General features: G+C 36.5%; 13 protein-coding genes and 1 tRNA gene. 11 read left to right on the top strand and 3 right to left on the bottom strand.

Annotated features, from left to right (window positions below; translation table 11 throughout):
• On the bottom strand, positions 1 to 1,254 hold a 1,254-nt coding region (locus tag Q0K96_RS13115; RefSeq protein WP_297334436.1), incomplete at its 3' end, for a hypothetical protein.
• 209 nt (positions 1,255 to 1,463) lie between these two features.
• Between Q0K96_RS13115 and Q0K96_RS13110 the strand changes: the two genes are divergently transcribed.
• From Q0K96_RS13110 to Q0K96_RS13075, 8 genes are all read left to right on the top strand, one after another.
• Complete coding sequence (locus Q0K96_RS13110) at positions 1,464 to 1,970, top strand: hypothetical protein (protein WP_297334435.1); 507 nt, start codon at positions 1,464 to 1,466, stop codon at positions 1,968 to 1,970.
• 43 nt (positions 1,971 to 2,013) lie between these two features.
• Positions 2,014 to 2,556 carry a hypothetical protein gene (locus tag Q0K96_RS13105; protein WP_297334434.1) on the top strand — a complete coding sequence of 181 codons (543 nt, stop codon included), beginning with the start codon at positions 2,014 to 2,016 and terminating at the stop codon, positions 2,554 to 2,556.
• 245 nt (positions 2,557 to 2,801) lie between these two features.
• Positions 2,802 to 4,970: a T9SS type A sorting domain-containing protein gene (locus tag Q0K96_RS13100; RefSeq protein WP_297334433.1), complete on the top strand. Its 2,169-nt coding sequence runs from the start codon at positions 2,802 to 2,804 to the stop codon at positions 4,968 to 4,970.
• A 4-nt stretch (positions 4,971 to 4,974) separates the two neighbouring features.
• On the top strand, positions 4,975 to 7,284 hold the full coding sequence (locus tag Q0K96_RS13095; RefSeq protein ID WP_297334432.1) for a T9SS type A sorting domain-containing protein: 2,310 nt from the start codon (positions 4,975 to 4,977) through the stop codon (positions 7,282 to 7,284).
• A 46-nt stretch (positions 7,285 to 7,330) separates the two neighbouring features.
• Positions 7,331 to 8,533 carry a hypothetical protein gene (locus tag Q0K96_RS13090; RefSeq protein ID WP_297334431.1) on the top strand — a complete coding sequence of 401 codons (1,203 nt, stop codon included), beginning with the start codon at positions 7,331 to 7,333 and terminating at the stop codon, positions 8,531 to 8,533.
• Between the two features lie 33 nt (positions 8,534 to 8,566).
• Positions 8,567 to 9,865 carry a T9SS type A sorting domain-containing protein gene (locus Q0K96_RS13085; protein WP_297334430.1) on the top strand — a complete coding sequence of 433 codons (1,299 nt, stop codon included), beginning with the start codon at positions 8,567 to 8,569 and terminating at the stop codon, positions 9,863 to 9,865.
• 79 nt (positions 9,866 to 9,944) lie between these two features.
• Entirely contained in the window at positions 9,945 to 10,403 is a 459-nt protein-coding gene (locus tag Q0K96_RS13080; RefSeq protein WP_297334429.1) for a hypothetical protein, read from the top strand.
• 50 nt (positions 10,404 to 10,453) lie between these two features.
• The gene (locus Q0K96_RS13075; RefSeq protein WP_297334428.1) at positions 10,454 to 11,005 is read left to right on the top strand and encodes an ankyrin repeat domain-containing protein; all 552 of its coding nucleotides are present in this window, start codon (positions 10,454 to 10,456) and stop codon (positions 11,003 to 11,005) included.
• A gap of 95 nt (positions 11,006 to 11,100) precedes the next feature.
• Here Q0K96_RS13075 and Q0K96_RS13070 read toward each other — a convergent pair whose 3' ends face one another.
• A complete protein-coding gene (locus Q0K96_RS13070; protein WP_297334427.1) occupies positions 11,101 to 11,871 on the bottom strand; it encodes an enoyl-CoA hydratase/isomerase family protein in 771 nt (256 codons plus the stop codon).
• A gap of 120 nt (positions 11,872 to 11,991) precedes the next feature.
• Between Q0K96_RS13070 and Q0K96_RS13065 the strand changes: the two genes are divergently transcribed.
• A tRNA-Ala gene (locus Q0K96_RS13065) sits at positions 11,992 to 12,065 on the top strand.
• Between the two features lie 204 nt (positions 12,066 to 12,269).
• The gene (locus tag Q0K96_RS13060; protein ID WP_297334426.1) at positions 12,270 to 13,958 is read left to right on the top strand and encodes a T9SS type A sorting domain-containing protein; all 1,689 of its coding nucleotides are present in this window, start codon (positions 12,270 to 12,272) and stop codon (positions 13,956 to 13,958) included.
• A 35-nt stretch (positions 13,959 to 13,993) separates the two neighbouring features.
• Here the strand turns inward: Q0K96_RS13060 and fbp are convergent, their stop codons facing one another.
• The gene (gene fbp / locus Q0K96_RS13055) at positions 13,994 to 15,004 is read right to left on the bottom strand and encodes a class 1 fructose-bisphosphatase (protein WP_297334425.1); all 1,011 of its coding nucleotides are present in this window, start codon (positions 15,002 to 15,004) and stop codon (positions 13,994 to 13,996) included.
• 111 nt (positions 15,005 to 15,115) lie between these two features.
• On the opposite strand from fbp, the gene Q0K96_RS13050 reads away from it, so the two are divergent.
• Positions 15,116 to 15,589 carry a GNAT family N-acetyltransferase gene (locus Q0K96_RS13050; RefSeq protein WP_297334424.1) on the top strand — a complete coding sequence of 158 codons (474 nt, stop codon included), beginning with the start codon at positions 15,116 to 15,118 and terminating at the stop codon, positions 15,587 to 15,589.
• Positions 15,590 to 15,658: the final 69 nt, after the last annotated feature.

Genomic DNA, 15,658 nt, shown 5'->3' with positions numbered 1-15,658 from the left:
AAGAACTGTAAACTCAAGCATATAATATAACCTAAGGTTTTGCAGCCTGATCTCTTTTTCAGTTTTTTCATTCTCAAGCCTGAAGATTTCTTTCTGTTTTTCAGAAACATTATATCTGGCTTCTAACATACGATATTCTTTTCCTTTCGTTACATCATCAAGGCTGTCTTTTAAAGATGAATATCCTTTTAAGTAATGATATGCTTTTTCGTAATTGCCTAATTTATCAAAATTCTTATACAGTAATTCATTTGCTGCGAGTTCATTACTATCATTAGTATTAAGGTTTAAATTCTCTAAAACCGCTAAAGAACCCTTATAATTTTTAATCTCATATTTAGACGCTGCTAAATTTAAAATAAGCGACAGGTAGGTTGCGTCATTAATCCCGGCATTGTTATTACTTTCTATTATTTTTATACCGCTGTTAAAGTTGCTTATGGCCTCGGTATACTTTTTAAGCTTAAAGTTAAGCTCTCCCAATGCATTATAATAAAGCGGGTAAAGATTATTGCCCTGATACTTTTTCAATATTTTGTTTGCCTCGCTTAAAATACGTCCTGATTCGCTGTAATCACCCAGTTGGGCGAGACAGTTAGAATAGTAAATGTAACATACACTTAATAAGTCGATACTTTTGTGAATTTCTTTCTTATAGTTCCCAATAGCCAGTTTATAATAGCCTGCCGATTTTCGATAATCGCCTAATTCAAAAAATGAATCTGCAATGCTTTCATAATTAGCACCTAAGGCAGTGTAATTATGGGTTCTTTTGGCAAGGGGTATCCCTTCTTCAATTAAAATTTGTATAGATAAGTCGTAATCTAAATTTATAGTATGATAAATACTTATATTTTGCACTATCAGAAGCTGAAGTTCTGTTGATGTACTGTTTTTAAACTGTTTTAGTTCTTTTAAAACTTCGCTTATTTCAAGGTAGAGGGAGTCATAATCATTATTATACAAATGATTTAAGGCTGTATTGTATTTTGCATAAGTTTGTAAAAAAGCATTTTTTTTGGATAATTGCTTTCCTTTTTGCAAATGAAACTGATACTCTTTAATTTTTTCATTTTTAAAGTATAGCCCCGAAATTCGTAAATGGTTAATACTTTTTATGCTGTCATTATTAGTGGTGCTAATTTCTTTTAGCAGTTTATTAATTTCATCATCATCATTATTCAGAGATGATACATTTTGCGAAAATGAAGCATAACAGCAGCATATCAATAAAAAACAGATCAACTTCTTCATACAACTTTATTATATGCAAATTTAAATAACCTCTATACTACAATGCTACCAGAAATCAGGTAATTAAAATTACTTTTTTATAGTTATTTCAAACCAATCGCGCTCTCTATACTTTTATAAAAAATAATTCAACGGTATTTTCCGCTATTTTTTAAACTTTCCGCAATACATATTCAACAGGTATATTAACTATAAAAATAATAATGAAAATGAAAAAAACGCTTTTTACTCTTATTACAATCTTTGCAGTTTTATTTTCTTCATGTGGCAGTGATGATGAAAATAACGGAAACGGAAATAATAATCAGGATTATTATATTAAAGCCAGGCTTAATGGTGTTTTAACCGAGTATAAGCTTGATGCTGTTGCTACTTTAAATACAGGCGGTAACAGGATATCCGGATATGCCAGGCAAAATGCCAACACACCATTTCCTGCTTTCGATTTTGAAATTACAGCTCCTGAAGGAATTAGTACACGCTCTTATTCTGAAAACGATTATGAAATGATATTCCGGATATCGCAAGAGGGCACTACTACATATCATTCCCTGCATGACAGCAACATTACAGATTTTGTAATAATTATATCCGAAATAACCAATAGTTCTGTTAAAGGCAGTTTTTTCGGCACAGTATCTTTAGCACAGGGTACTAACGGGCAAAACTTATCATTAACAGAGGGTGAGTTTTTCCTGAAGAGGGATTTAGAATAAAGCTTTAAAGCAAGGCGCCGGGATAAGAAAAAATTTATACATAATGAGGGTGGGCTCTAAAAGGTTTTTAATTGAAGTTACAGAAAATGCTTTTGCTTATATAGTTGTAATGGCAATGTTTGCATACGGTGCAGGGAAAATAGTTCAGTTTAACGGTGCTGCAGATACTGATTTAAGAGTTTCAGAAATGACTGGTATGCAATTAATGTGGGCTTTTTATGGCTATTCTAAATCCTTTGCATTAACACTTGGAGTAATAGAGATTTTGGGAGGTATATTAATGATATTCAGGCGTACAAGATTAATCGGGTGTTTTTTTGTACTTACAATCCTCACAAACATTATTATCCAGGATATAGTCTTTTCAGTTAATATCGGTGCCCTTCGTGCGGCTGTTCTTTATTCTGTACTCATTTCATGTATTCTTTTTATAAGAAGAATTCAGGTTATAGGAGCATTTAAATTATTACTAAGCCCAAACCAATTAAATGTAAACAGAAAACAAAATGTCATAATAGTTATTCTTTCAGTACTACTATTTATGATTTTAAGAATAGCCGAATATTATATAACAATTAAGCTATAGGGCTTAAATAAAGTGTAAGTAATAAATAAATGAATGAAAAACCGCAATACATTAAGTTGCGGTTTTTTTTATTTGTTACGGTTAAGGAGTCTAATCTGCGAACTCTTTTATTCTATGCTAACTCAATTACCTGATAACAAGTATTGAAATTTACCTGTTTCAGACTATTTCAGAGAAATGATTCCATACTTAACTTTACAAAAAAAGCTATAATATGAAAATTGTTTAATTAAAATTTAAAAGCTATGAAAAGAAAATTATTATTACTGCTATTTATTGCTAATTTATTAATTGTGAATGCGCAGGAATGGACTTATTATTCGGACTTTCCTGTAAATGTAGCGCCAAAGGATATTGTATCTAACAATAGTGGCATACTATATATGCTGACTACTGATTCAAGGATATACTTTAAAACATTAAATGGTGCATGGACTGAATTGGATACTGAGTTTTCAGGGCCAATTGCTCCTGTTTCTATCACCATTGATAAAGACTCTAACACATTATATGTAGCAGAGCAGCTTGGCGGAGGTATAAAAAAAACATCTGACTTTGGCGCAAGCTGGCAAATAGAATTTATGATTACAGATCCGCTTACCGGATTTCATGAAACGGTAGATGAACTATCTAATGTTGCTGAAAATAATACTTTTTATGGTAGAATTACTATTGGCACAGTTCTTTTAATAGGGAAATATACTAATAACGGGCAAACAATCCAGTTTTTTGAATATGCGCCTTCAAACAACTCTGTTTACGGAATTACAGAATTATTAGTGGCTGCTGATGATACAGTTATAATGGGTACCTGGAATGCCGGTATCTTAATTTCTGAAAATGGCGGACAAACTTTTCAGGCAACAAGTTTAAACCAACACCAGATATACAAGTTTACAGAAGATGATGCAGGCATCGTATATGCTTTAGGCTATAATATGGCACAGGACGAAATATTTATGGTTACATCTGATGATTACCAAAACTGGGATACCATGAGCCTGCCTAATAATACAGAACGGTACACAGGTATATTTTATGATGAAACATCAGCAACTTTATGGCTTACTACTGAGACAGGTATATATAATATGAAGTTTATTGACGGGATACCTGCTGATGAATGGATAGATGCATCTTTTAACAATGAAGTACAGCATACTATTGAAGTTATAACTGATGCTACCGGTACCGTTTATAATATTTCATATCAAAGCATAGTGCAAACACTTAACCCTGATGACACCTGGAGTACCCTTAATGAAGGATTTACCGGGGTTTCAGACTACATAGACTTTGGCGCAGACAACAAGCTGTTCTCGGCTACTTATAACAACAACACTATCTCTACATTAACCGATGCTAATTCAGTATGGAGTAACTTATTTTTAAATGAGGGTGAGATAGGTACAAGCAGCTTACATACCAAACAAAACGGCAATATTTATGTTAACCTGTCTTTAGCGCTAAAAAAATCGAATGATAACGGCATAACATATACTGATATTACTCCTGATAACCTTAACAATTTTATTACGAGATTTTTCGTGGGCGAAGATAATACGCTGTTTGTTTTAAAGAGCAATGAGGTAAACACATTATATATGTCTGAAGATGATGGTGTAACATGGACAGAGCTACATACATTTGCGAGCCAGATTACCTCTGTTTCAGAAGATAGCAATGGTGTTATATATGTAACCCTTTTTAACTTCGATTCATCACTTGGCAATTATCAGTTGTTCTATACAACTAATAATGGATTAACGTGGAACAACGCTACTATAAGTGTCCCGGATCAGGCAGGTTTTGATATAAGTATTCACTCTAAAAACGATATTACGTATGCCCAGATAGGTGTAAAAACCTTCATATTTAACCATTCAGACGAATCATTTACTGTTGTAAATGGCCCTGATGGAACAGATGTTCTGCTGGGTTATCTTGTTATTGATAACGATAACAATTATTATGTATTTACAGATAATCTGTACAAGTCTGTTAATGGGGGCGCTTCCTGGATAAATTTATCAAAGCCTGCTACAATGGCACTGCCCTATTTAGTTAACAAAATAACATTTGATTCTAACAATACCCCTTATATAGTAACCAGTAGTACCGGGTTTGCAACAGATAAAGGTATTTATTTCGTTACAGAAAACCTAAGTTCAGAACAACCGGTTACAAACACTCCTTTTACAGTTTATCCAAACCCTGCAACAAATATTATTATGCTAAGTAATATAGAAAAAATACAGCACATGGCTGTATATGATGCTTTAGGTAAAGAGATAGCAAGGATAAACAGACCCGCAGGATCTATTGATGTTTCTAGTTATGCCAACGGTATTTATTTTCTTAAAATAACTGCTGTTAACGGTGCTATTTATAATGTTAAGGTTGTAAAGCAATAAGAACATGAAGAAGATACTTATACTCCTGTTTACAGTCTTTCAATATACATTATTTGCACAGACAGAGATAATTGGCTCTAATGAATTTGGCAGGCTAATATATCTTAATTACGACCTAAACATTCCGGACAGGATTTATGCTGCAACCGGAGGTAACCATATAGTAGTATCAGAAGATGCCGGCGAAAACTGGCAGATTTTGTATTCTTTCCCGAGTGCAGATTATAAAGGGTTTCAAAACCTTAAAATACATAACGCAAATGAGCTTTCTTTTTCTGTTACGGATGGATATACTAATGCTAACAAAATTTATATACTGAATACTACCACAGGTTTAATTACAAACGAGTATGAAGTGCCAATACCGGCTGATGCTACCAGCGGTGTTGTATATAAATATGATTTTTATGATAGCAATACTTTAATAGCCATCTATAATTATGAAATTGGCGGGGCAGGGCTTCACAGCAGGGTATACTATACACAAAACGGCAATGACGGATGGAATATGATATATTACAATTTTGATTTTAATACCATATACCCAAATAATGTTGCCATATCTCCTGCCAACCCTCAGAAAATATACATTTGCAGGACCGGAGGATATGATCCGGAAGATGTTGGAGGCCTTTATATATCTGAAGATGGAGGCTTAAGTTATACTGAAAAGCTCCCCGAAATTGATTTTGGCCCAATAACGTTTCACCCCGATAACCCGGATGATATATTGTTAGGCACATGGTATGCATCTAACACCCAAAACCTTTACCACTCTACAGACGGAGGGGACACTTGGAATCCGGTAGATGAGAACTGGGGAAGCAATGTAATAAGTAACGGGTTATTTGATATTAAATATAATCCAACGGATGCAAACAATATAATTGTTTTAGGTACCAATAACATTATCAGGACGGATGACAACTTTGAAACATTAGAGGTCATTGAATTCCCGAATGAAATGGAAAATCCTGATAATTATTATTTTGGTACATACTTATCCTTTAATCCTTTTGAGGCAGGCCGGCTTTTAATTACAAATAATGATTATGCGTTAATAAGCGATAACGGAGGAGCAACTGTTACAAAATTCAACAATCCGTTTTTTTCATCCATATCAGGACAGTTAAACCTGTATAAAAGTAACAACGCAAAACATTTGTACTACCCGGTACAAAATGGACACATGCATAAAAACATGCTTTCATTAGCTGAAAACTCATACGGTACACTCCCTATACAGGTATTGCCTTTTACCACCAGCAAATATTATTCAGACGATTATACTGAAGCAAGGCTGTATAAATTCAGTTCATATTCTGGTGGTTCAGGACTGGGCATCAGCAATAATCATGGCGCAAGTTATGATGATGCTATTTCTTTTACGTTCATGTTTTTAGATGCTGTATCATCTAAACCGGGTAATCAGAACATTATATTGTGCTCACTGTCGCAGGATAACCAGAACAGCAGCCTTATAGAGTTTAACCTTAGCGACCCGGCAGCTATAGACCAGCTTATAATAAATTTACCGGAGCAGGGTGTTGTAAGAGATTTTCATTTTGATATTGCAAACCCTGGTATGATGTGGATTGCACTTAACGGAAAAGTATATAATACAATTAATAATGGTTTATCATGGATTTTGCAAAGTACAGGCTTAGAAACTCTTGCTACAAGCGGCAAAATTTATCAGATAAGCCAAAACCCCTTAAGTACCCAGCAGCTTACAATAGCAACTTCACAAGGGGTGTTTACATCTGTTAATGCCGGCGCTAATTGGGTTCAGCTAACAGTAAACGAGGTGCAGTCTGTTAAGCATTCCGATGTTGTAAACGGGCAAATGGTTGCCGTTACATACGATACGCAGTTTACATCATTTGCCGTTAGGTATTCGGGTGATTCGGGCAACACATGGAACCTGATACCTGTACAGGATTTGTTTTACATAAACTCCGACACTAACAGTGTGGCTATGGAATTCGGTATAAACACCGCTACTTTATATATAGGCACTTTTGATTTAGGTATCTTAAAGCACACCATAAATTTCAGCCAGCTTTCTAACAATGAACCAGTAGTAAACAATAATTACAAGCTGTATCCTAACCCCGTTGCAGATATACTTACTATAGATACTGCCAAAGCAGTGGTACAGCTTTCTGTTCATGACATTACAGGTAAAGAGATAATTATAAACAGGCACTATGGTAACTCACTTAACGTTTCCGGCCTGGCAAAAGGAGTTTATATGCTTACAGCAGTACTTGAAGACGGGCAAAAGGTAGTATCTAAGTTTATAAAAAAATAGAGAGACTGTTTTTAATATAAATCAATTCAAAAAATCAGCATTAAATATGAAATCTATTTTCGCTATTATTTCTATGTTTCTATTAACCGTTAGGGTATCAGCTACCGACCTTATTGTGCAGGAAAATGGCCCTACAGGAACATACCAAACCATTTCGGCAGCAATAACTGCTTCTGCAGATGGAGACCGTATCATTATTTATCCTAAAGCAGGAGAAAACCCGTATATAGAAAACCTTACCATTAATAAAACCCTGGAGCTTGTATCTGCCCAGGATGCCGCCCGGTATAAAATACAGGGAAATATAACCATAGAATCAACTGATAACAGAAAAGTTACAATTATTGGTGCTTATATTACTACCGGCAATATAACAGGTACAGGTAACGGCTGGAGGACAGATGTAAACGTTATGGGCTGCCAGATAGACGGTGGGAATATTATACTGAACAACCAGTTCTATTCTCAAATTGTGTCTAATATCTTAAATTCAGGCATTATTAATATTTCCCATGGTAATGTTATAGGCAATGATCTGACATCCGATACAAATAGCACTATACAAATAGCAAATTCTACCTCTATTGCTAATGATACTATTAATATTATTGCCAACAAGTGTACGTCTATTAGTTGTATCAATAATAATGTATATTTAAATGTATTTAATAACTATATAAAAAGAGTTAGTGGTACATTCGACTTTTTTTCATTTTTATATACACATGCAGACACTAATAACGAAAAGGTTAAGTTTTATAACAATACCGTTTTAACCCCAAAAACAACTTTTACTTCCGGAAACAGTTACAATCGTTATTTTTCATGTGCATCTAATGCAGATATAAGAAATAATATTTTTATAAGAACAACAAACTTTTTAAGTGCAAATCCATCCATTTTTGAGGTAACGCCGGCCTCATCAAAATCTAACAACTATTACTACCTTACAGAAAATGTTGTAATTACAGGATCTTTAAACAGCCAGATACTTACTCAAAATCCTGTTACGCAGGCTACAGGAGAACTAATTTTACCTACTCCTGCCCAAAATGGTGCCGATGCAAGTTTCCAGTTTTACGATTTAGACTTAACAGTGGGCGATGCCGGTTGTTACGGTGGCTCATATACACTCAATAATTATTTCCCAATAACAGGCAGCTCAAGGGTTTATTTTATAGATATGCCCTTCGGTATAATTGCTAACGGGTCTCCTTTAATTATTAAAGCAGATGGTTTTGACAGGTAAAACAGTTAGTACTTATCAACTACTAAATAGTATATGAACAAAATAATAATATTAATATTTCTTTTTACCTGCGCCCTGCATTCACAAAACCTTGTTCAGGCTGAGTATTTTTGGGATCTTGACCCGGGCGAAGGAAATGGTTATGCAATGCAGGCGGTTGATGGCAATTTTAATACTGCCATGGAAAGTGTTCTTGCTGATAATGCCGTATTGCCCGCTGCCGGTATGCATACAATAGGTATACGAGTAAAAGGCGTTAATGGAAACTGGAGCCCGGTTTACCGGAAAGTATTTGTACTTTCGGGAGACAACAGCACCAATAATACTGCAAAAATAACACAGGCAGAATATTTTTGGGATAACGACCCCGGGCAGGGTAACGGAACTGCTTTACTTGCTTTTGACGGAAACTTTAGCAATGCGATTGAAACCGTTTTAAGCAATGACACTGCTTTACCGGAGGAAGGTAACCATACTTTTGCCATAAGAATAAAAGGGGATGACGGGAACTGGAGCCCGGTTTACCGGAAAGTCTTTAACCTTTCGGGAGACAACAGCACCAATAACACCGCAAAAATAACGCAGGCAGAATACTTTTGGAATGACGACCCCGGACAGGGTAACGGTAACGTAATGCTTGCTTTTGACGGTGACTTTACACGGGCATTAGAAAGTATTATTGCTGATAATGCATTATACCCTGATGCGGGACTTAATATTTTGCGGATAAGAACAAAGGGTGATGATGGTAACTGGGGGCCTGTATATTCTAAAGTTGTTATGATAGATTCAGAAAATGAGGATCAGGTAACCCTTGTTTACCCGGAAAATGGAGCTGTAAATGTGCCTGTAACGGATAGCCTTAGCTGGAACACCTTACCTGGAGCAGAAAGTTATGAATATGAATGTGCTACCGATAGTAATTTTAGTGATGTTGTACAGTCAGGAATTATAATCGAAAACACAGTCGACTTTTCAGGGCTGGAATTTTCAACTACTTATTTCTGGCGGGTTAGATTAAATGATAACACCGGGGTTGGCATATGGTCTGATATATGGAGTTTTACCACAGCTGATAATTTAGGCGTATCTGGTTTAAGCAAAGTAAAAATTATTTTGTATCCTAACCCAACTCATGACTATGTTACAGTTAGTAGCAATAAAGATGATTTTTATACTTTCAGCATATATACTAATGATGGAAAAGAAATATCAAAAGGCAAGCTCATAAATAACAGGATAAGCCTGCAAAATCTTTCTTCTGCTGTTTATATAATCAAACTAACAGGAAGCAGAGGCAATTCAGAAGAATTTAAAGTTTTAAAAAACTAAATTGTAATATACCGCCTCTGTCATAAGCGACTGTTTACTAATAATAAAAAAATCTAATTTTTTAGCTATGAAAGATATATTGTCTGACGCTTTAGTGCACATGATGGTGTTTTTTACCTTGTCATCTTGCAGCAATAATGATGATAACAACAATTCACACAATGATTCATCATATAAAATTACAATAACTCTAAATGAAGTAAATGAAAACAATGACTATGTTTCTATCACTTTAGCCGGTAATAACCTGTCTGGGGATGTTGAGAGTCCCTTATGGAGTATCAATGGTGAAGGACAGCCTAATACACTAACTGTATCATTAGACAAAAATGATTTTACAGGAGCTACTAAAACATATATAATGGAAACAAATAGTGCAATAGATGTTTTTACAGCAGGTGTACAGATAATAAATTACGGACCTCCTTTAACCGGGAGCTTTAAGATTGAGCAAAACAACACTACAGTTGTTACCGAAGCCATTAATCTTGTTGGAGATAATACTGATTTTACTGAAGACTATTCATTTAGTGATTAACTGCCTATAAGTACAACATGAAAATACATCTAAACTATATAATAATTGCTATGTTAATAAACGCGGCTGTATTTGCCCAAAACATTCCTGAAACGCAGGCTGACAGCGCCTTGGTTGCTGCAGCTCTTCATGGCGATGTTCAGGGTATAAAAAAAGCTGTAAAAGAAGGTGCTTATATTAATGTTCAGGATGCTGAAGGTTTTACACCACTAAACCGCGCTGCCAAACTAAGTTATTATCATTTAGTTGACTATTTTGTAAAATTAGGTGCTGATGTAAATATTCCTAATAATGAAAAAATTACTCCTTTGCATTATGGTGTAGAGTATAATAATGTAAAGATTGTAAAGCTCTTGCTTGAAAATAATGCCAACATTGATGCACGTGACGGCATAATGGAATGCCCGCTGCATTGGGCGGGCTGGACAGGAAATTATGAAGCCGCAAAATTATTGCTCAAACACGGGGCTAACCCATATACAGAAAATAACACGGGTGTAACGCCTATTGAGCTATCTGTTAGGCAGGAGCACAAAAAGCTCGAAAAACTGCTTAGAAGAAAAAAGTATAAAAAACATAACAAAGCTGCTTACCAGCAATAGCATATCCCCAGTAGTAGTGTGTCAGGGCTACCTTAAAAAGCAATTTATTCCAACGTAAAATAACACTGCAGGTTTAGGTTGTACGGTAGCCCTTATTATTTTCGATAAGGTTCAAGTGCCTTTTTCGTGGCATCGGATAAAACCAGCTTTCCTGATATCTGTGCTCTTTCAGCTAAAAGTGTATCCCAGTTCTCAGTGCCTTCCCACAATACTTTCTTCATTGCAGAAAGTGCTTCGGGGTTATACCCTGCAAGCTTATTAGTAATTATATCTATTTCTTTATCAAGGTCTTTTACAGATTCAAAAACCTTCGCATACAGCCCTTTTTCTTTCGCCCAGTAAGCATTCTTCCACTCATCTGCTGCTATGGTCATTTCGGCAAGTGCACCCACACCCATCTTTCGTTCTACTGCAGGGGCTATAACAAAAGGCCCTATGCCTATTGTAAACTCAGATAATTTTATTGCACTCTCTTCTGTTGCAAGCGCATAGTCACATGCAGCGGCAAGCCCAACGCCGCCACCCACAGCTTTACCGTGAATTCGGCCCACAATTAGTTTAGAACAGCTGCGCATAACATTAATAACATTGGCAAAACCCGAAAAAAACAATGCTCCTTCTTCGTAGTTTGAAACTTCGAGCAACTCTGTAAATGAAGCCCCGGCACAAAAGGCCTTTTCACCTTCACTTTTTAGTACTATTACATGTATATCAGTATTATGGCTTAGTTTTTCTAACTCATCTGTAAGCCTTTGCAGCAGTACCGATGGAAAAGAATTACTTGCAGGATGGCCAAACTCTATTGTTGCTATATGGTTTTCTATTTTTGTGTAAAGTGAGCCTTCAGGCTTTGCTGTGGTTGTCATTATATTTATTTTTCAGGTAAAAATATAGCAATTATAGTGTTCAAAAAAGATTTTCTAAAAACTTTAGCCCGCTATTTGTAAAATGGAAAGCAAATGCATTATATTTGCCATCACAATTTTGGGGATGTAGCTCAGCTGGCTAGAGCGCTTGCATGGCATGCAAGAGGTCGTGGGTTCGACTCCCATCTTCTCCACAAGTAAAAACCGTAACACATTTGTAATAAAATGGTTGCGGTTTTTTTATTTGTCATTAATTACCATCGCCAACTTGAATGATAATTTAAATATAACATACGCCTAATATTTTTAATTTGTATGTTTGCCAGCAAAAATTCAGCTTCATGCACTTGTAAATCAGGTAAGTGTTGCCGTAAAGTATTCAACTTAAACATCATTAAATGCTAAAAATTACCAGATTTTTTATCGGGCTTATGTTCATGTGTCTGCAGTTCTCTATTGTACAGGCACAAACTACAATTCTCGATCAAACAATGCTTACACAGTCAAGCTTCAATACTTTTACGGTGGTAAATGTAACCGGCCCGCAGCAATGGGGCTACAATTCTCTTTATGGTGCTGTATGCAGCGGTTATTCAAACGGGCAAAGTTACCAGAACGAAGACTGGCTTATTAGCCCTGTTATGAACCTTTCTCAAATGAATAATGTGCAGCTTAACTTTAGCCATACACGGGGTAATGCAGAGGTAATGAATGTAGGGGTAAATCAGGGTTGGTATAAGGCTTATACTACATCACAATATACCGGAGATCCTGCAACAACAAACTGGATTGAGTTAGAGGGGCTTAACCAGAATATTACTCAGGCATGGCAATATGTTCCTTCAGGCTCACTAACAATTCCGGAAGCTGCGCAATCATCTAATTCCCGAATTGCTTTTCGCTACATAAGCAGTTCATCTGCAAGTGCCATGTGGGAAATTAAAAATATAAAAGTAACGGGTTTCCCGGAGGGAACAAATCCGGGAACTAATGTTGTTTTTAAAATCACGAACTGGAATACCGAATGGCTGGGCTGCGAAACCTTTGGCCCGGAAAACGAAGACTTGCAGATAAATAATGTGGCAGATGCAATGCTTGCAATGAATTCAGATATTTACTGCCTTCAGGAAGTTTCCAATACATCATCAAATCCGTCTATAGAAACTTTAGTGTCGCTTATGGGCAGCGCGCAATGGGGTGGGGCTATTGCACCCGCTAATACGGGCGATTGCAACCAGAGACAGGCCATTATTTATAAAAAATCGAAAGTGCAGCTTGTAAGCGCGTCCGAAATGCTTAACGGAAATGCTGCACAGGGTAACTCTTACTATTACAACTGGTCGAGCGGGCGCTACCCGGCACTTTACAACGTAAACCTTATAGCAGGAAGCACACTTATACCTGTTTCTCTTGTAAATATACATGCCAAGGCAGAAGACGGAAATCCGACGAGCTATACACGCAGGAAAGGAGGCTCAGAAGGTTTAAAGGCATTACTTGACGGCAGTAACTATAACACAAAGAATGTAATAGTCATTGGAGATTTTAATGACTATTTAATTGGCACTACAAGCGAAGCCTGTAACTGTAACGATTCTCCTTTTAAGAATTTTATGAACGACCAGGCCAACTATACCGGCATTACAAGTAACATTACAGATGCTGACACAAGCTGGGGTTTACATCCAATCATTGAAAATATTATCATTTCGAATGAACTGGATGATAATTATATAACAAGCAGTGCTTTACAGGAAGAAGCCATAGCAGAAACAATAGGCGGGTTCTATTATAATACATCTAACCATTTGCCGGTAACCGCTTTATTCCAGTTTTCTACACTCAGTAATACTGAATTTGCCAAAGCTCAAACATCATTTACATTATATCCTAACCCTGCTAAAAATTATGTGAATATTGATATTGCAGAAAATGTAAATGATAATGAAGTTATTGTTTATGACCTTACAGGGAGGCAGGTACTTTCTCAAAAATTAAGTAGTAATACAATTAATGTAAGTGCTTTACCTGCCGGAATCTATATTTTAAAGATAGATAATATAACGGGTAAGTTTGTAAAAGAATAAAGCAAATCCCTTTTATCTTTTTCATAGCATATATATTACCTGCCGTATTTCGCCATAAACTCCTCTGCTGTTGCTACCATGTTATAGCTTCCGCAAAAGAAAGGTACACGCTGGTGCAGTTCTGTTGGCTGTATTTCCATTATACGGGTAAAACCGTCAGAAGCTTTGCCTCCCGCCTGTTCGGCAATAAATGCCATAGGGTTACATTCATATAAAAGCCTTAGCTTGCCTGTCGGGGCTTTGCTGCTTGTAGGATAAATGTAAATTCCGCCCTTAATCATATTCCGGTGAATGTCAGACACAAGGCTGCCAATGTAGCGGGAAGTATAAGGCCTGTCGTCTTCTTCAAGCTGGCAGTATTTAATATAATCTTTAACCCCCTGTGGGAAATGCACATAGTTACCCTCGTTTATAGAATATATGTTGCCATCTTTAGGGAAAGTAAGGTTAGGGTGCGACAGGTAGAATGTACCGATGGCAGGGTTAAGTGTAAAGCCGTTAACACCATTGCCGGTAGTATATACAATCATGGTGCTGGTGCCGTAAATTACATAACCTGCGGCTACCTGGTTAACGCCCGGCTGTAAAAAATCTTCAAGCGTTACAGGCGTACCTACTGGTGTTACCCTGCGGTAAACAGAGAAAATAGTTCCCACCGAAACGTTTACATCTATATTAGATGAACCGTCAAGCGGATCTATAAGCACTATATATTTGTTGTTGTGGCAGCCATCATTACCTTTAACGGTTATATAATCGTCATTTTCTTCGCTGGCAATGCCGCACACAATTTCTCGGTTAACCAGCGTCTGCATAAAAATTTCGTTGGCATAAACATCAAGTTTCTGCTGGTCTTCACCCTGAACATTCTGTTCGCCAAAGGCGCCCACAATATCTACAAGGCCGGCCTTGTTCACTTTATAGTTTACCACTTTCGCCGCAAGGCGTATAGAGTTAATGAGCCTTGACAGCTCGCCCGACGAGTATTTGAAATCTTCCTGCTTTTCAATTATAAATTCGCCTAGGGTTTTGTTGCGTTCTTCCATTACTAAAACGTTGTAGTTGAGTTGTGGCACAAATATCTAAATTTTTGTGATAAGAAAATAATTAATTATCTGTTAAGGTTAATCGGCTTATTTTTGCCCTAAATTTCAGCAATGATTATCCGTAAAGGAACAAAAAAAGATATGCCTGCCGTATTGGAGCTTATTAAAGAGCTGGCAGCGTTTGAAAAAGAACCCGATGCAGTAGCACTAACAGCCGAAGAACTTACTAAAGACGGCTTTGGCAGCAATCCGCTGTTTTATACTTTTGTGGCGGAAGAGGGGAATGAAATTGTAGGCATGGCCCTTTTTTATTACCGTTATTCTACCTGGAAAGGAAAAACAATTCACCTTGAAGACCTTATTGTAAAAGAAAACCACCGTGGCACAGGTGCGGGCAGCGCATTATATAAAGAAGTAATTACCTTTGCAAAGCAACAGGGTGTGCGCCGCATAGAGTGGGTAGTGCTTAACTGGAATAAACATGCCATTAAGTTTTATGAACGTTCCGGCGCTAAAATTTTACGGGACTGGCTTACTGTTCAGATGGATGAAGAAGGTATTACTAAATTTATGCTTAGTTTATAAGTAGTTTTAAAAAATGAAAGTATTTAAATTTGGAGGCGCATCTGTTAAAGATGCACAGGGTATAGAAAA

It is taken from the genome of Flavobacterium sp., assembly GCF_024305175.1.
Classification (GTDB): domain Bacteria; phylum Bacteroidota; class Bacteroidia; order Flavobacteriales; family Flavobacteriaceae; genus Flavobacterium.
The sequence above is the reverse complement of the archived record's forward strand: the minus strand, read 5'-3'. Positions and strand labels throughout refer to the sequence as shown.